19 protein-coding genes are annotated in these 16,845 nt (G+C 62.0%); 13 read left to right on the top strand and 6 right to left on the bottom strand.

Annotated elements, in window-relative coordinates; all coding sequences use genetic code 11:
- Positions 1-253 precede the first annotated feature (253 nt).
- The 8 genes from IEX16_RS02980 (at position 254) to IEX16_RS03015 (ending at position 7,484) form a co-directional block, all read left to right on the top strand.
- The gene (locus IEX16_RS02980; RefSeq protein WP_188706464.1) at positions 254-1,594 is read left to right on the top strand and encodes an NAD(P)/FAD-dependent oxidoreductase; all 1,341 of its coding nucleotides are present in this window, start codon (positions 254-256) and stop codon (positions 1,592-1,594) included.
- Between the two features lie 119 nt (positions 1,595-1,713).
- Complete coding sequence (locus tag IEX16_RS02985; RefSeq protein WP_229676143.1) at positions 1,714-2,469, top strand: DUF1365 domain-containing protein; 756 nt, start codon at positions 1,714-1,716, stop codon at positions 2,467-2,469.
- Positions 2,466-3,821, top strand: coding sequence for an SAM-dependent methyltransferase (locus IEX16_RS02990; RefSeq protein ID WP_188706468.1), 1,356 nt, complete (start codon positions 2,466-2,468; stop codon positions 3,819-3,821). Before IEX16_RS02985 ends, IEX16_RS02990 begins: the two co-directional genes overlap by 4 nt.
- Before the next feature lie 11 nt (positions 3,822-3,832).
- The gene (locus tag IEX16_RS02995) at positions 3,833-4,360 is read left to right on the top strand and encodes a chalcone isomerase family protein (protein ID WP_188706470.1); all 528 of its coding nucleotides are present in this window, start codon (positions 3,833-3,835) and stop codon (positions 4,358-4,360) included.
- Complete coding sequence (locus IEX16_RS03000; protein WP_188706473.1) at positions 4,357-5,637, top strand: MFS transporter; 1,281 nt, start codon at positions 4,357-4,359, stop codon at positions 5,635-5,637. Before IEX16_RS02995 ends, IEX16_RS03000 begins: the two co-directional genes overlap by 4 nt.
- Positions 5,634-6,194, top strand: a complete 561-nt coding sequence (locus IEX16_RS03005; protein WP_188706475.1) for a DUF3833 domain-containing protein — start codon at positions 5,634-5,636, stop codon at positions 6,192-6,194. Before IEX16_RS03000 ends, IEX16_RS03005 begins: the two co-directional genes overlap by 4 nt.
- A gap of 86 nt (positions 6,195-6,280) precedes the next feature.
- A complete protein-coding gene (locus IEX16_RS03010) occupies positions 6,281-7,051 on the top strand; it encodes an SDR family NAD(P)-dependent oxidoreductase (RefSeq protein ID WP_188706477.1) in 771 nt (256 codons plus the stop codon).
- A 1-nt stretch (position 7,052) separates the two neighbouring features.
- Entirely contained in the window at positions 7,053-7,484 is a 432-nt protein-coding gene (locus IEX16_RS03015) for a nuclear transport factor 2 family protein (protein ID WP_188706479.1), read from the top strand.
- 212 nt (positions 7,485-7,696) lie between these two features.
- Here IEX16_RS03015 and IEX16_RS03020 read toward each other — a convergent pair whose 3' ends face one another.
- Complete coding sequence (locus IEX16_RS03020; protein ID WP_188706482.1) at positions 7,697-8,323, bottom strand: glutathione S-transferase family protein; 627 nt, start codon at positions 8,321-8,323, stop codon at positions 7,697-7,699.
- Between the two features lie 137 nt (positions 8,324-8,460).
- Between IEX16_RS03020 and purB the strand changes: the two genes are divergently transcribed.
- On the top strand, positions 8,461-9,849 hold the full coding sequence (gene purB, locus IEX16_RS03025) for an adenylosuccinate lyase (protein WP_188706484.1): 1,389 nt from the start codon (positions 8,461-8,463) through the stop codon (positions 9,847-9,849).
- Positions 9,850-9,975: 126 nt separating this feature from the next.
- On the opposite strand, the gene IEX16_RS03030 is transcribed toward purB, so the two are convergent.
- Both IEX16_RS03030 and IEX16_RS03035 read right to left on the bottom strand, forming a co-directional pair.
- Complete coding sequence (locus IEX16_RS03030; protein WP_188706486.1) at positions 9,976-10,281, bottom strand: DUF2007 domain-containing protein; 306 nt, start codon at positions 10,279-10,281, stop codon at positions 9,976-9,978.
- A gap of 353 nt (positions 10,282-10,634) precedes the next feature.
- Complete coding sequence (locus IEX16_RS03035; protein WP_188706487.1) at positions 10,635-11,066, bottom strand: DUF3717 domain-containing protein; 432 nt, start codon at positions 11,064-11,066, stop codon at positions 10,635-10,637.
- 471 nt (positions 11,067-11,537) lie between these two features.
- Here IEX16_RS03035 and IEX16_RS03040 point away from each other — a divergent pair, with 471 nt between their 5' ends.
- The 3 genes from IEX16_RS03040 (at position 11,538) to IEX16_RS03050 (ending at position 13,238) form a co-directional block, all read left to right on the top strand.
- On the top strand, positions 11,538-12,266 hold the full coding sequence (locus IEX16_RS03040) for a TerC family protein (protein ID WP_188706489.1): 729 nt from the start codon (positions 11,538-11,540) through the stop codon (positions 12,264-12,266).
- Between the two features lie 96 nt (positions 12,267-12,362).
- The gene (locus tag IEX16_RS03045) at positions 12,363-12,812 is read left to right on the top strand and encodes a hypothetical protein (protein ID WP_188706491.1); all 450 of its coding nucleotides are present in this window, start codon (positions 12,363-12,365) and stop codon (positions 12,810-12,812) included.
- A gap of 75 nt (positions 12,813-12,887) precedes the next feature.
- Positions 12,888-13,238, top strand: a complete 351-nt coding sequence (locus IEX16_RS03050; protein WP_188706493.1) for a phage holin family protein — start codon at positions 12,888-12,890, stop codon at positions 13,236-13,238.
- Here IEX16_RS03050 and IEX16_RS03055 read toward each other — a convergent pair.
- Positions 13,197-14,756 carry a M48 family metalloprotease gene (locus tag IEX16_RS03055; RefSeq protein WP_188706496.1) on the bottom strand — a complete coding sequence of 520 codons (1,560 nt, stop codon included), beginning with the start codon at positions 14,754-14,756 and terminating at the stop codon, positions 13,197-13,199. The genes IEX16_RS03050 and IEX16_RS03055 overlap by 42 nt on opposite strands.
- On the bottom strand, positions 14,740-14,916 hold the full coding sequence (locus IEX16_RS03060; protein WP_188706498.1) for a hypothetical protein: 177 nt from the start codon (positions 14,914-14,916) through the stop codon (positions 14,740-14,742). Before IEX16_RS03060 ends, IEX16_RS03055 begins: the two co-directional genes overlap by 17 nt.
- A gap of 82 nt (positions 14,917-14,998) precedes the next feature.
- Here IEX16_RS03060 and moaC point away from each other — a divergent pair, with 82 nt between their 5' ends.
- Positions 14,999-15,481, top strand: coding sequence for a cyclic pyranopterin monophosphate synthase MoaC (gene moaC / locus IEX16_RS03065; protein ID WP_188706500.1), 483 nt, complete (start codon positions 14,999-15,001; stop codon positions 15,479-15,481).
- A gap of 13 nt (positions 15,482-15,494) precedes the next feature.
- On the opposite strand, the gene IEX16_RS03070 is transcribed toward moaC, so the two are convergent.
- Entirely contained in the window at positions 15,495-16,745 is a 1,251-nt protein-coding gene (locus IEX16_RS03070) for a PglL family O-oligosaccharyltransferase (protein WP_229676144.1), read from the bottom strand.
- Between the last annotated feature and the right edge of the window lie 100 nt (positions 16,746-16,845).

The raw sequence follows: 16,845 nt of genomic DNA on the forward strand, positions 1-16,845 counted from the left end.
ACCGTGCCAACGACCCCATTAACAAATCTTTACGCGATGCCGATTGCATTGTTGGGGAACCGCGCGCATGTGAGTCAGCTCAGACAGATATCGTTGCAGCGCCCACGGCGCTGTTCCGATCACACCGTTTTTTTGTTGCGAAGACTTCCAGGCCCTTGCGGCCAGGATGCAATCCCGGGGCGGTTCTCCTCCTCCCTCCCTCCCTTGTTCGCGCCGGGGCGCTCCGCAGCATTTTTATCTTCCGGCGGCTGAGATGGTTTCTTCCAGCCTCTCTTCACCCGCCCGCCCACGGGTCGCCATCGTCGGCTCCGGCATTTCAGGCCTTGCAGTGGCCCATGCCCTTCAGGGCCAGGCCGACATCACCCTGTTTGAAGCCGGCGCCTATTTCGGCGGCCACACCCACACCGTTGATGTCACTCTACCGACATCGCAAGGATCGGTCACCCATGGCGTGGACACCGGCTTTCTGGTTTTCAACGAGCGCACTTACCCGAACCTGATCCGGCTTTTTGCCGAGCTGGGCGTGGCAACCGCCAAATCGGACATGTCGTTTTCGGTCAAGGTACCCGGTGCCATTGAAGGGCGCGCGCTCGAATGGAGCGGCTCCAGCCTCAACACGGTGTTTGCGCAGCGCGGCAACCTGCTGAACTGGAAATTTTTGCGCATGTTGCGCGACATCATGCGTTTCAACCGCCTCGCCAGCGCACTGGCCGAGAGCCACGCCGAGGCCGCCATGCTGCAGCCGCTGGGTGACTTCCTCAAGGAAGGCAGGTTTTCAGACGAATTTCGCGACTGGTACTTCCTGCCCATGCTCGGTTGCATCTGGTCCTGCCCGACCGACCAGATGCTGCAGTTCCCGGTCGCCACCATGATCCGCTTCTGTCACAACCATGGTCTGATCCAGGTGACGGACCGGCCACAGTGGTGGACGGTGACGGGTGGCGCGCGAAATTACGTTGAAAAAATCATCGCCAACATCGCCGACAAACGCCTGAACATGCCTGTGGAACGCATTGAGCGCGATGCCGGCTTGATGCAAGGCGGCGTGAAAATTATTGCCCAAGGCCAGGTCGAAATTTTTGACAAGGTGGTGCTGGCGGCTCATTCTGACCAGTCGCTGGCCCTGCTGGCCGATGCCGCTCCCGGCGAACGCGCCGTGCTCGGTGCCATCAACTACCAGCCGAACCGCGCAGTGCTGCACACCGACACCTCGGTGCTGCCGGCCAACAAGCTGGCCTGGGCAGCGTGGAATTACGAACGCGCACGGGATGGCCGGCGCGAGTCCAACCAAGTCTGCCTGCACTACCTGCTCAACATGCTGCAACCGCTTCCCTTCGAGCAGCCGGTGGTGGTCTCCCTGAATCCGGTGCAAGCGATAGCGCGTAATCTGGTGATGGCTGAATTTGACTACGCACATCCGGTGTTTGACGCTGCGGCGATACGCGCCCAGCAAGCCCTGCCCGGCCTGCAAGGCCGGCAGCACAGCTATTTCTGCGGCGCCTGGGCTGGCTACGGTTTTCATGAGGATGGTCTCAAGTCGGGCCTGGAAGTGGCTCGCCTGGTGCGGGGCGACTGCGCGGGGATCACCGCATGATTACCCCTGCGACAAGCGCTTGGACGCCGTCTGCACCCGCCGGAGCCACGGAGACGGCTTTGCCGGGCCGCAGGCGTAGCGCCTCCTCAGGCGGCAGCGATAACACGTCAGTGCGGAGCGTGGGAGTACCTCTCATTGGTTTCGGCCAGGTGCGGCACAGACGGCTGAAGCCGGCCCGCAACGCCTTTGCCTATCCCACCTATTTTTTGATGCTGCCGCTTCGCAGCATGCGGGCCCACGGCGATGGCGCGCTCGCGCGTAATCGCCGCAGCGTACTGAGTTTTTTTGACACGGACCACGGCGACGGTCGCCTCGACTGCGTGAGCTGGCTTGATGAGCTGCTGCGAAGCGAGGGCATCAGCGATGCCGGCGGCGAACTCTGGCTGCACACCTACCCGCGCATTTTCGGTCACACCTTCAAGCCGGTGAGTTTCTGGTACTGCCACCACATCGACGGCAGCCTGCGCGCCATCGTGGTTGAGGTCAACAACACCTTTGGCGAGCGCCATTGTTATTTGCTGGACCGTCCGCACTACGGTCAGGAACTCAGCGCGGACAAAGTGTTTCATGTCTCGCCGTTCTGCACGCTCGAAGGACGTTACCGCTTCCGTTTCATGCGCATCAACAACGACGGCCTGCAGAAAACCGTTGCCCGCATCGACTATGACGACGCTGACGGACCGCTGCTGGAAACCAGCGTCAGCGGCTCGCTGGTTCCGCTCAGCATCCAAAGCCTGCGCCGCGCCCTGTGGCGACACCCAGCCATGACCTTCGGCGTCGTCGCGCGCATTCACTGGCAAGCCTTCAGGCTGTGGTGCAAGCGTGTCCCCTTTGTCCGAAAACCCGAGCCACCCCAACGCTTTGTCACCCGATGAATACTGCAAGCAACCCTTCTTCTTCCACCGCTTCGTGTGTGTCCTCAACCCTGGCATCGCTGGCGCTGCCGGGGGGTGCGCCCGCCGCCGCACGCACGGTGTTGCAGTTGCTGACGCGCCTGAAACACGGCACGCTGCATGTGCAACTGCCCGACGGTTCAACCCGGCATTTTGGTTCGGGTGAAGCCCCTGTGGCCAGCTTGCGCCTGCACAACTGGAACGTCTGCGGCGCCGCCCTGAAATCGGGCGACATCGGGTTTGCCGAAAGTTTTATCGCCGGAGACTGGACCACGCAAAATCTGAATGACCTGCTCAGCGTGCTGATCCGAAACCGCCAGGAAGTCGAAGATGTGATCTACGGCACCTGGCTCGGGCGCTTCGCCTACCGCATCAAACACCTGCTGAACCGCAACACCAAGACCAACAGCCAGAAAAACATCCACGCACATTACGACCTGGGCAATGCTTTTTATGAGCTTTGGCTGGACGGCACGATGAACTATTCGTCAGCAATTTTTGCCACGCCCGAGACCTCGATGAAGGATGCGCAAGATGCCAAAGTGCGTCGCGCGCTGCGCCTGGCTGGCGTGAAGGCTGGCGACCGCGTGCTGGAAATCGGCTGCGGCTGGGGCGCGCTGGCCGAAATGGCGGCCACCGAGTTTGACGCCTCCATCGTTGGCGTCACGCTGAGCACCGAACAGCTGGCCTGGGCTCAAGAGCGTCTGGATCGCTTAGGCGTGCGCCGCGCAGGGCTGCCCCAAGCAAGCACAGCCCCTCTTCCTGGTGACAGGGGCAGCGAAGCGCCGGAGGCACACGCAGTGGCCAGCGTGGGGGCCACCCATGACTTGCGTTTGCAGGACTATCGCGACATCGGCAAGACCGGCGACAGCGAAACCTTTGACGCCATCTGCTCCATCGAAATGGTCGAGGCCGTGGGCCGTGAATATTGGCCCGACTACTTCCAGACCGTCGCGCGCCTGCTCAAGCCGGGCGGCCGTGCCTGCATCCAGAGCATCGTCATCGCCGACAACCTGTTTGAACGCTACGTCTCTTCCACCGATTTCATCCAGCAATACATCTTCCCCGGCGGCTGCCTGCCCTGCCCGAAAGAATTCCGGGCCCAGGCGAAAGCGGCAGGTCTGGAAGTGATCGATGAATTTTCCTTCGGTCAGGACTACGCCCACACCCTCAAGCTGTGGCGGGACCAGTTCATGGCGCAAGAGTCACGGGTGCTTCAACTCGGGTTTGACAAAAGGTTTATCCGCATATGGGAGTTCTATCTGGCCTACTGCGAAGCGGCTTTCACCCAGGCCAATACCGACGTCGTGCAGTACACGCTGCGCAAGTCCTGATCACCGCCCTGATGCTGCTGACCGGCTGGGCCGGCCCAGCCTGGGCGCAGACCGCGGCCGACGATACACGCGCGGAATTGCAGCAAGCCCTTCCGCAAGCGCAGCTGGTTGGCAAGGGACGTCTGACCGTCTGGGGTTTTCAGGTCTATGACGCCCGTCTGTGGGCCAACCCCGGCTTCGCGGCCAGCAGCTTCACGGCTCAGCCGCTGGCGCTGGAGCTGGCCTACCTGCGCGGCTTCCTCAGCCAGGCCGTGGCTGAGCGTTCGATCACCGAAATGCGGCGGTCTGCCAGCATCAGTGATGAACAGGCCGACAAATGGATGGCGGCCATGGCACGGGTGTTGCCCGATGTCAAAAAAGGCGACCGCGTGATGGGGGTGCACCGCCCCGGCGTGGGCGCCTCGTTCTGGATGAACGGCAAACCTCTGGGTGAGATCCGCGATACCGAATTTGCGCGCTTGTTTTTTGGCATCTGGCTGGCGCCCACCACCTCGGAGCCCGGCCTGCGCAGCGCGCTGCTGGCGGGGGCGGGCCCTTGAGCCCTAGCGCCCGCAACCCTTTTGGCACGCGCAACGGCCTGGCTTACGGCCTGCTGGGCCTGCCGCTGGCCTTTGTGGCGCTGCCGCTGTATGTGATTTTGCCCAACCACTACGCACTAGAGTTCGGCGTGCCGCTGGCCACGCTGGGCGCAGTGCTGCTGGGCGCGCGCCTGTTCGACGCGCTGATCGATCCGCTGCTGGGCCGCCTGAGCGACCGGCTGTTTGCACGTTCACCCAGCGCCGTACTCGGCATGGGCGCGATCGCCGCGCTGCTGCTGGCCGTCGGTTTTGCGCTGCTGTTCTTCCCGCTGGTCGACACGCCGACCGCGCTGGTGACTTGGGCCAGCGCGACGCTGATGCTGACCTATGCCGGCTACAGCGCCCTCAGCGTGTCGCACCAGTCCTGGGGCGCGATGCTTGGCGGTGACGAACGCCAGCGCAGCCGCATCGTGGCCTGGCGCGAAGGCCTGGGGCTGATCGGCGTGGTGCTGGCTTCGGTCACGCCGGTGGCTTTCGGCCTGCCGACCACGACCGCGCTGTTTTTTGTCGTGCTGGCGCTGGGCTGGCTGGCCTGGACACGCGCCGAGCGCCCCCTGCCGCAACCCGCGCTGCATGCCGGCGAAGGCACGTCCATCTGGCTGCCGTTTCAGCATGTGGGCTTTCGCCGACTGCTGGTGGTCTTCATGCTCAATGGCATCGCCAGTGCCGTGCCGGCCACGCTGGTGCTGTTTTTCATCCAGGACCGGCTGCAAGCGCCGAAAACCATGGAGCCACTGTTCCTCGGCAGCTACTTCCTTGCCGCCGCGCTGTCCATCCCGCTGTGGCTGGCCGTGGTCAAACGCATCGGCCTGGCACCGGCCTGGCTACTTGGCATGGGGCTGGCGATCGCCACCTTTGGCTGGGCCACACAGGTGGGCGCTGGCCAGACCACCGCCTTTGTGATCGTCTGCGCGCTTTCGGGCATCGCGCTGGGCACCGATCTGGCCCTGCCGGGCGCACTGCTCGCCGGCGTGATCCAGGCCAACGGCCAGTCCGGCCGCGCCGAGGGCGCCTACTTCGGCTGGTGGAATTTTGCGATCAAGCTCAATCTGGCGCTGGCCGCCGGGCTGGCGCTGCCGCTACTCGCCCTGTTCGGTTATGCCCCCGGCGCGCGTGATGCCCAGGCGCTGGACGCGTTGCTGGTGGCGTATTGCGTGTTGCCCTGCCTGCTCAAGCTGGCGGCCGCCGCCTGTCTTTATTTTCTGATCATCAAACATCCACAAGAGGTCCAGCCGTGAACCGTTTTCTCCTCAAGGGCGCTGCTACCCTGGCGCTGTGTCTCCCCTTGCTGGCCGGCATCGCAGGCTGCGCCGGCCCGCAAATCAGCGACTACGCCGCCGAAAAGCCGGTGCTCGACATGCGCCAGTACTTCAAAGGCACCGTCGATGCGTACGGCGTGTTCACCGATCGCTCCGGCAAGGTGGTCAAGCGTTTCACCGTGGTGATGACCTGCACCTGGCAGGGTCCGCCGGGCGCGGAGACCGGCGTGCTCGACGAAATATTCACCTATTCGGACGGCAGCACCGACCGCCGCATCTGGACGCTCAAACGCACGCCAGACGGCAAGTACACCGGCACGGCCGCTGATGTGGCCGGGCAGGCGCTCGGCGAGGAAAAAGGCAACACCTTCCGCTGGGGCTACACGCTCAAACTGCCCGTCGATGGCCGCGTGATTGAGGTGCAGTTCGACGACTGGATGTATTTGATGACCGACAAGGTGATGCTCAACAAGGCGGTCATGAGCAAGTTTGGCTTCAAGCTGGGCGAGGTCACGCTGTCTTTCGTCAAGCGCTGACAGGCCACTTCTTAATTTAAGCAAAAAAGACCTGTAGCCCATACCCAGCAAGCGCAAGCAGCTATCATTTTTATAACAAAGTCAGCATGTCTCACAACCCCCCTCTGAAAGACTGGCACGGCAAAACCGTCTGGCTGGTTGGCGCCTCCAGCGGCATCGGCCAGGCCACCGCGCATGCGCTGCATGCGCGCGGCGCGCGGGTGGTGGTGTCTGCCCGCAATGCGCAGGCACTTGAGGACTTTGTGCGGGGTCACGCAGGCGCGCTGGCCCTGCCCCTGGATGCGTCTGACGCGGCGGCGGTAAACATGGCCGCACAAACCGTTCTGGCCCAGGGCCCTCTCGACCTGCTGATGTATTGCGCAGGTTATTACCGCGAGTTACGCGCCACCGAGTTTGACCTGGCAGAAATGCTCAAGCACCAGCAGGTCAACTACACCGGTGCGCTTTACCTGCTCGATGCGGTGCTGCCCGCGCTGCTCCAGCGCGGCAGCGGCCACATCAGCCTGGTCGGCAGCGTCGCTGGCTACCGCGGCCTGCCGAAAAGCCTGGCCTATGGCCCGACCAAAGCCGCGCTGATCAACCTCGCCGAAACGCTGCATGTTGACCTGCAGCCCAGCGGCGTCGGTGTGAGCATCGTGAACCCGGGTTTTGTGGAAACACCCCTGACCGCACAAAATCAATTCAGCATGCCGGCGCTGATCAGCCCGGACAAGGCAGCCACCGAAATTCTGGCCGGTTGGGCGCGTGGAGAATTTGAAATCCATTTTCCCAAACGCTTTACCCGCTGGATGAAAACGCTGCGCGTGCTGCCCTATGCGCTGTACTTCCCGGCGATCCGGAAATTCACCGGTCTGTGAGATGACCCAATCTGTGACTGAGCGCCTGGTGCACTTTTTTGAAACCCTGAGCCCGGACCAGGTGGCGCGCATGGACGAGTTTTATTCGGCCGATGTGTATTTCAAGGATCCGTTCAACGAAGTGCGCACCCTGGCGCAGGTGCAGCACATCTTCAACCACATGTATGTGGCGGTGGACAGGCCGCGTTTTGTGGTGACCAGCCAGGTGTCAGAAGCTGGGCAATGTTTCCTGACCTGGGACTTCGAGTTTTACTTCAAGGAGCAGCAGCCGACCATGAAGCAAACGATTCGCGGCAGCGCTCACCTGAAGTTCAACGAGGCGGGTCTGGTCAGCTACCACCGCGACTACTGGGATGCGGCGGAAGAACTCTACGAAAAATTGCCACTGGTGGGCAGCTTGATGCGCTGGCTCAAGAAGCGGGTGGCTGGTTAGCCGCCACGTTCGCTCACTGCGTGTAGCTCTCTGCACCTTGCAGGCCGCCGCTCGCCAGAGGCTTCGCTTCTGACGCCTGTCCAAACCTGCTCAAGCAGGTTTGGAGCCGCAGGCACCAGCCCCGGCTGGTCGCGGAGTCTGCAACCGCTACAGATTTGATAGCTGCTTGCGCCCATCAGACATGGGCCACAGCCCGATTTTACTCTTGAAACTCAGGAGGGCTGAGTGTCGATGAAACTCGGACGCTGCACGAGCTTGTCATACAGCCGGGCCAGATTCGGGTGCGGCGTGCGCCAGTCGATCTGCGCAAAACGGAAATCCAGGTAGCCGAGCGCACAGCCGACAGCGATGTCCGACAGGCTCAGGTGAATGCCGCTGCAAAACGGCTTGTCGCCCAGTCCGGTGCTCATGGCCTGCACGGTGTCGTCAATTTTTTTCATCTGGCGGTCTATCCACTCCTGACTGCGCTGCTTGTCGGTGCGGCCAGACCAGGTGGCTTCAAGCCGCGCCAGAATGGCCGCGTCCATCAGGCCATCGGCCAGCGCTTCCCAGGTTTTCACCTCGGCGCGCTCACGGCCCTGTACCGGAATCAGCTTGCCGACCGGCGACAGGGTTTCGAGGTATTCAACAATCACGCGCGAGTCGAAAACAGCTTCTTCAGAGCCGTTGGAGCCTTCCATGACCAGGCAGGGCACCTTGCCCAGCGGGTTGGACTCGGACATGCTGGTGCCGGCCGCCCAGACGTCTTCAATGACGAAGTGGTAGTCGAGCTTTTTTTCGGCCATCACAATGCGCACCTTGCGCACATAGGGACTGCCGTTGGATCCGATGAGTTTCATAGCTTTGGTTTTGTATCGTGGGCAGGAATGGGGTGTCTTTTGCATTCTATCGAGTAAGCCCCTAACGGTAACCGTTAGCCGCTGAAACTCGCCAAACCGTCGCGTAGATGCACAGGCGAGCCGCCTACAATTGGGGCATGAACCCGTCCACCAGCTTCACCATCTCCGCCTTGTCCCCGCTTGACGGGCGTTACGCCGCCAAACTGGCGCCTTTGCGGCCGCTGATGTCGGAACTCGGTTACATGCACCGCCGCGTCCAGGTTGAAATCGCCTGGTTCATCGCGCTGTCGGATGCCGGATTTGCAGAATTCAAACCGCTGACGCCTGGAGCACGCACTTACTTGCTGGGCTTGGTCAAACACTTCTCCGAAGCCGATGCGGCGGCCATCAAGGAGATCGAAAAAACCACCAACCACGACGTCAAAGCCGTGGAGTACTGGATCAAATCGAAATTCGAGGCCAGGCCCGAGTTACAGAGCGCCAGCGAGTTCGTGCATTTCGCTTGCACCAGCGAGGACATCAACAACACCAGCCATGCGTTGCAGCTCAAAAGCAGCCGCGAGCAGGTGCTGCTTCCGGCGCTCGACAAGGTCATCACCCAGTTGCGCGAGATGGCGCATCGGTATGCCGACCAGCCGATGCTCAGCCGCACCCACGGCCAGACCGCCAGCCCGACCACGGTGGGCAAGGAGATCGCCAACGTGGTCGCCCGCCTGGACGTGGCGCGCCAACGCATTGCTGGGGTGCAGTTGATGGCCAAGATGAACGGCGCAGTTGGCAATTACAACGCCCACCTGTCGGCCTGGCCCGAGTTCGACTGGGAAGCGCTGAGTCGGCGCGTTATCGAGTCGCCCGAGCCGCTGGGCCTGGGCCTGACTTTCCAGCCCTACAGCATCCAGATCGAGCCGCACGACTACATGGCCGAGCTGTTCGACGCGGTGGCCCGCACCAACACCATCCTGATCGACTTTGCGCGCGACATCTGGGGTTATGTCAGCGTGGGCTACTTCAAGCAGCGGCTCAAAGCCGGTGAGATTGGTTCGAGTACCATGCCGCACAAGGTCAACCCGATCGATTTCGAGAATGCCGAAGGCAACCTGGGCCTGGCCAACGCGCTGCTGCGCCACCTCAGCGAAAAGCTGCCTATCAGCCGCTGGCAACGAGACCTGACCGACAGCACGGTGCTGCGCAACATGGGCGTGGCCTTCGGCTACGCGGTTCTGGCCTACAGCTCGCTGAGCCTGGGCCTGGGCAAGCTCGAGCTCAATAGCGAGGCGCTGGACGAGGACTTGGGCAGCGCCTGGGAAGTGCTGGCCGAGCCGATCCAGACCGTGATGCGGCGTTACGGCGTGCAGGGCGCCTACGAAAAGCTCAAGGAAGTCACACGCGGAAAAACCGTGACCGCCGAAGCCCTGCACGGGCTGATTCGCTCCCTGGAGATTCCGCAGGCCGAGAAAGACCGCCTGTTGGCGATGACGCCGGCCAGCTACACCGGCAAGGCCGCCGAACTTGCCAACCGGGTCTGACTAGCCCCCACGGTCGCACTTCGTGTAGCGCCCTGCTTCCCGAGGGGGCCGCTGCGCCTGCGAGCCGGCAGAGCCGGACCCGCGGCCCCGGCTTGGTTTCATAGCGTCGCGCTGTATCCGACAAGACTAGACGGCCGGCATGCTGGCGCCGCAGTTCCAGCACTCTTCAAAGCCGCCCTCGACCATTTCGCCACACGCGCACAGCCAGTGCCGCTGCGGCGGGTTCTGCAGGCTCTGCAGCAGCAGTTCGGCGCGTGGTTTTTCATGATCATGGGCCAGCCAGATTTCGGGCTGGCACTGGTCGGGCGGCAGTTCGCCGGCGACGCTGCTGAGGAAATAGCGCTGCACACTGGCTGAGAAGCCGGCCTGCTGCAAGGCATCGGTCCACAGTGCTGCAATGGCAATATTGGGCGCGCGGGCAAGTCGGAGCATCTAGGGCCTGTTCCCACTATTTATACAAGTTCGAACGGGGTGAAAACAGTGGCAATCTAGGCGCGCGGCGACACCCAGACCGGGCGTGTGGGTTAGGAGTGCAACAACGAGTGGCGCTGTTCTCACCCCCGTTCCCTTCGGGTTGCGGCCAAAAAGGCCATGCGCAGTGTTGCAAAGCCTGGCCGGGCGCCGGCCAGGCTGCTTTTTGCGCCTCGCGCATGACCTTTTTGACTCGCAACGCATCTTGCATAAATAGTGGGGACAGGCCCAAGTTTACTCCTGTACTCCTGAATTGATAGCTGCTTGCGCCCATTCGATAAGGGCTAGAGGCCGAAAAGGCTCTAAGATTCTGCTCAAGCCGAATCTGGCGGTGCGTCCTTTTTTTCCAGCGCACGGTCAGCATAACGGCCAAAGCGCCAGGCGGTGTCTTCCTGTGTGATGCGCCGCCATGTGGCGCGTTTTTCTACCGGGTTCATCTCGGGCCAGTGCTGGACTTCCTCAAAAGTGCGGCCGCAGCCTTTGCACAGGTCGTCGCCCTGGCTGGTAGAGCAGATGGCGATGCAGGGCGTGTCGGCGGTGGTGTCGTACCAGGCGCGCCAGGCCGCCATGGCCTTGGGCGGAAAACCCGTCTCGTCGGCCTCATCCTCATGGTAGAAAACCATCAGCGCATAGACCTCGGCCAGTGCCCGCAACTCGGGCGCCAGTGTGACGCCGTCGGGCGAAGGTTTTTTCTCGCGCCAGTGGTTGATGGCGGCTTCAATGTCGGTGATGTGGATGCCAGGCATGCGGGGCGATGCAATCGAAAAAAGAAAAATCGAAGCTGAAAAACCAGGCGGCGCTTCAAAGCGGTGTCGGCTTGTTTCCGCCCAGGCTCCCAGGCCACGAATGATAGGCCAAGCCTGCGTCCATGCCGTATCCCGGGCTCTTTTCCCGCCACGACCCGCCTAACTTTTGCAAAAATTTGCAATTTGTTGTCAAATACAGGATTCCGAAGGGGAGTAACTCCCTCGTCCGGCCCGATCGGGATCGTCCCGCCGCCAGACGTTCAGCAAGTCGTCATTACGAAGTTCACACTTCCGGCTTGCTGGGCATGCAGCGCATTGCATGTCGAGCCAGACCTTCGATTGAAACCTGAACAGGTTTGATCGAGGCGTCGCGGCAACCATTCCGCCCCTCTCCAACCTTGTCTGGTTTTTAACGAAGCCGGAAGTCCGCCCGCCGGATTTCCATGTCGCAACCTGACGTGAAAGTGTGAAATGGAATTATTCTCAACACCCTGGTGGTCTGCCCTGCTGGCCATCATCCTGATTGACCTGGTCCTGGCCGGCGACAACGCCATCGTGATCGCTCTGGCGGCGCGCAACCTGCCGCCGCACCTGCAGAAAAAAGCCATTGCCTGGGGCACCGTCGGCGCCATCGTTGTGCGCTCGGTCATGACCGTCGGTGTGGTCTGGCTGCTCAAGATTCCGGGCCTGATGCTGGTTGGCGGCTTGGGCCTGCTCTGGATTGCCTACAAACTACTGGCAGACCAGGGTGACAAGGAACACGACGGCCCGGTGGCCAGCACCTTTTGGGGGGCTATGAAAACCATTGTGATCGCCGATGCGCTGATGGGCGTGGACAACGTATTGGGTGTGGCCGGCGCGGCCAACGGCTCGTTTGACCTGGTGGTCATCGGTTTGCTGATCAGCATCCCGATCGTGGTGTTTGGCAGCACCATGGTGCTCAAGCTGGTCGAGCGCTTCCCTATGATCATCAACATCGGTGCTGCGGTTCTAGCCTTCACAGCTGCAAGTATGGTTGTCAGCGAACCGCTGCTGGATGTCATCTACGGTGGACCTGACTCGGCCGTGGGCGCTGCGACCCTGCACCGCCTGGCCGAGTGGGGCACCTACGCCCTGGCCGTCGCCGGCGTGCTGGGCGCCGGATGGTGGGCGACCCGTCGCCGCAAAACCTCCGATGACAACAAGTTGGTTGCAGAATAAACCATCACTGGGCAAGATGCGGCGGTCCGACCGGCCGTTGCATCGCAGCCTGGGCGCTAGAGAGTCCGCACGAACACGCACAACCGGGGAAACTTTATGGACAACATGATTGTGTACGTCGACGAGGCCGCCTATGCGTTGACGATGTTGACGCCCATGCTGCCGGTGGGCAAGTCACGTAGCCCCGTCCGCTGGATCGTGGTCGGCTGTGCCCCCCGAGTCACCCACCACGTAAGTAAATGGGTTACGCACAGTGCACGCCAGAGCTGGCGCAGCAAGTGGGCCAACAAAGTCTTTTCTCAGGTCGTTCCCCGGCTGCAAGGCCCCGGCGACTCGGTGATCACCCAGGTCGCCAGCGGTCCGCTGTGCGATTTGACGGAGGCACTGATGGCGCAATATGGTGCAAGTCGCGTGCTGGACGCGCGCCGCCCCAAAGTCGGCAACGAATATCAACCGGTCACGCGCCAGCACCCGCCGGAGGTGCGGGGTCTGTGGAGTTATGTCGCCATGATGGCAAGCACCGGCATGTTGCTGACGGCGGACTGAATCGAGCGGATATCTCCCGGAAGGGCCTCTTTGTCTTGCCGGCCAGCAAGCGGCGCGGGTGCTATTCTTGCGTCCATGAAACTCATCATCAAATGGCTTCTCAGCGCTGCCGCCCTGCTGGCGGTGGCTTATCTATATTCCGGTGTCACCGTCACCAGCGTCCCCGCTGCGCTGCTCGCGGCGGCAGTGCTGGGCGCGCTCAACACCGTCGTGCGTCCGATCCTCGTACTGCTGACGTTGCCGGTGACGCTGGTCACGCTGGGGCTGTTCCTGTTCGTCATCAACGCCTTGATGTTCTGGGCGGCGGCCAGCCTGCTCAGCGGCCTGCATGTCACTGGCTTCGTGGCGGCCCTGATTGGTTCGCTGATTTACTCACTGCTGCAGCTAGCGATCGAGTTTCTCCTGGAGCGCCTGTTCGCGAAGTAACTGGTCGATTTCGCGCGCACGGGTATCAATGATCGAGCCGTCAATGTGCGCGCTGGCGCCGGAGCCGGTGTCGCGCCCGCTGCGCATCAGGTCCTGCGCCGCCTTGAAGCGGTCCCGCGCTGCGCCGTAGTCAAGTTGTGCCACGCGGCTTTCTGCGTCAGCCCGAATCGCCCGGAGGGTCTGTCCCTGCTGACCCTGGGCCGTCGCCAGCAGCTGCCAGGCCATCGCATCTTTGGGATGGGTGCTGACCCAGCTCTGCAGGCGGTCCGACACATCCTGCGGGCGACCCACCGCCAGGTCGGCCTGCGACTGCAGCAGGACCGCCGCCCGGCTGTTACCGGTGACCAGTTTGGGGGCCTGCGCCGCACGCCCCGCTGCAATATCAATTTCCAGCGACAACAGTTCAAGCGCATTGGCCATCGATGGACTTCCGGCCGCCGCTGTTTTCAGTTTGTCGGTCAGGCTGCGTGCCTGGGTGTGCTCGCGCAGGCGGGCGGCCGCCAGAGCGCCCGCGTACAAAGCGCCCGCATCTCGCGGCTTCAAACTCTCGGCTGCAGATGAGGGAACGCGCTGCGCCTCGGCCAACAACAGGCGCAAGGCATCCACACTGGCATCACCCAGCACGCGAGCGCGCGCCGCCATCATCGCGTGAACCACGCGCGCGCGGCCGCCCTCTCCGGAAACCGAAGGGGGTGCAGGTCCCTCCAGCTGCAACCGGCCTTTGGCGTCACCGATGCGCTCCGTGGTCAGGGGGTGACTGCGCAGGTAGGGATATGAGCCGTTGTCGTTGAGCCGCGAGGCCTGCTGCAACTTGTCAAACATGGTCGCAAAACCCTGCTTTTCAAAGCCGGCATCGGCCATCACGCCAAAACCCACCCGGTCGGCCTCGCGTTCCATGTCACGGGAAAAGTTGAGCTGGTTCTGCACCGCGATCGCCTGCCCCCCGGCGATGGCAGCGTTCGCGGCATCGGCATTTTTGCTGGCGGCCATCATGCCCAGGATCATGGCGGCAAGCACCCACGGCATTTGCTGGCTCTGCTTGCTCATCAGGCGGGAAATATGCCGCTGCGTCACATGGCTCAACTCGTGCGCGAGCACGGAGGCCAGCTCGTCCCGGCTTTCCACGACAGCAATCAGGCCGAGGTGCACGCCCAGATAACCGCCAGGCAAGGCAAAGGCATTGATGGTGCGGTTGCGTATCAGCATGACCTCCCAGGCGAAGCGCTCCTCCAGCTCGACACCGAGTTCGCCGCGGGCGCGCGCTGCCGTCATCAGGGGCTGCCAGATGCTTTGCAGGTAGTCGCCGAGCACCGGATCGTCCAGGTAATCCGGGTCGCGGTAAATGCTGCTGGCGATCCGGTCGCCCAGGCGTCTCTCCGCACTGGCCGGCAACTCCGATGTATCGCCCAGCACGGGCAAGGAGCCGCCGGAACGAACCGGCGCCTGGGCTTGCGAAAGACCAGCAAATGCTATCAAAAATATAGCGGCTAACGCATATAAACTATGGGCTAGAGGCATTTTTTTCTTGATAAATTCGGAAGGAGTCAATGGAAACAAAGGCAATCACCCCGGTAGTGTTCAGATCAAGCAAGGCCGCCACCGGACCGGCCAGCACCCGGCGCCGACGCCAACGCGGCGTCAACAACACCGGCAGGTCCTGAACGGGGCTTTGGGTCACGCCGGTCTGTCCAGCGCGATGACCTGGGACGTGATGAACATGCTCTTATGATGAAGGATGCTTGTAAAGGTTTCGTAACAGTATGACCACAACTTCAACACTCACGCATTTTGATGGGCAAGGCCAGGCGCACATGGTGGATGTCGCCGCAAAACCCGACACACACCGGGTCGCGGTGGCACAAGGCCGTATTTTCATGACGACTGCCACCCTGGCCATCATCCTCGACGGCACGGCAAAAAAAGGCGACGTACTCGGGATCGCTCGAATTGCCGGCATCATGGCCGCTAAAAAAACCAGCGACCTGATTCCGCTGTGCCACCCACTGGCCTTGACCCGCGTGGCGCTTGAGTTCAGCGCCGATGGGGCCAGCATCAGCTGCCTCGCCACCGTTGAAACCGTCGGCCCCACCGGTGTGGAGATGGAAGCATTAACCGCAGTACAAATAGCATTGCTGACAATTTACGACATGTGCAAGGCGGTGGACCGAGCCATGGTCATCACCGATGTCAAATTGCTGGAAAAACACGGTGGTAAATCAGGCAGTTTTGTGGCCACGGCGTGAGGGCACGCCAGTCTCAATTCGCCGGTCCGGTCGGTATGATCTGGGCCCGACGCCATTGCGCATGGTTTTTCGGGAAGGCCGCACGGTAGCGGGCCAGGTGCAGCAAGGCTTCATCGTCGCGCCGCAGCATGACGGCACTTTCAATCACCTTTTCGATCACCCTGGGCTCGGGCGAGTAGTGCAGCAACTCAATGCCCAGCGCGTAGATCTGTAGCGCATTCGCGGGGGTCAGCGGTGTCAGACTCAGCGCCGCGAAGTCGAACTCGTGCCGGAACAAGTACGTGTCACGAATTTTCTCCAAGGTGTTTTCGCGATAAGCGGCATCGCGCTGGGCCGGCACCAGATAAATTTGGCTGACCCGGCGGTAATCCCAGGCGGCGTAGGCAGCCACCGTCAGCATCAGCGCCGCTGTCGCGGCCAGAAAATAATTGACACGCACCTGGCTTGTTTCGACGCCTGCTTGCGGGGGCGATGTGGGGTCATGTCGCTGTCGCGTTGTCCAGAGCAGGTACACACACAGGCCGAAGGCCATTTGAAACGGTCCATACCACAAGGGGTATTCAAGCAGGCTGTGCAGCAGGATAATCGCGAGTACGCCCCAGGCCATTTGGCGCGTCGGATCAGTTTCACACCAGGACCGAGCCTGCAAAACCAGCCAACCGGCGATACCGCAAAACAGCATCGCCACAGGAATGCCCAACTCCACCGCCAAATGCAAAGGCAGGTTGTGCGCATTGTCCAGAATGTCGCAAAAGCGCTGGCCGGCATACAGGGTCGTGTAGTGCGCATAATCGAGTTCACCCCAACCCCAGCCAAGCCATGGCTTTTGGGCAATCAGGTGCAGCACGTTGGACCAGAGCGTTAGGCGGCTGGTACAACCCGCATCGCCGTCCCGCAGGCGGGCAAGCGCACCTTGTCCCTGCAACTCGAACCCCGCCAGCCACGGCAAGGCCAGCAGCGCAAGCGCATAAATGAACACCGCCGTCAGCAATACCCGCCGTGCAGCTGGCTGACGCCATGCACCCCACACACCGCACAACACGCACAGCAAGAATAGCTGCAGCAAACCGGTCCGTGACGACGAGGCGGCATTGCCGGCCGCAAACAAAGCCGCGCCAAGCAGCGGCAACCACTTTCGATGTGGCGCAACGCGGCTGGTTGCCACCAACCACACCAGCGCCACCAGAGACAGATTGGTCAGGCTCGCAAATTGATTGCGCTGACGCAGGTTGGCAAACGCCTCCCCCGTGCTGGGCAAGCTCATCCAGGGTGAAAAGTAGGCCGCCACCCCAAAGTACTGGCACAAACCGATCACGCTACTGAGCGCCCCTGCAAGCAGCCAGGCCTCAGCAATGACGGGTGCC

It is taken from the genome of Polaromonas eurypsychrophila, from assembly GCF_014641715.1.
Lineage (GTDB): Bacteria > Pseudomonadota > Gammaproteobacteria > Burkholderiales > Burkholderiaceae_C > Polaromonas > Polaromonas eurypsychrophila.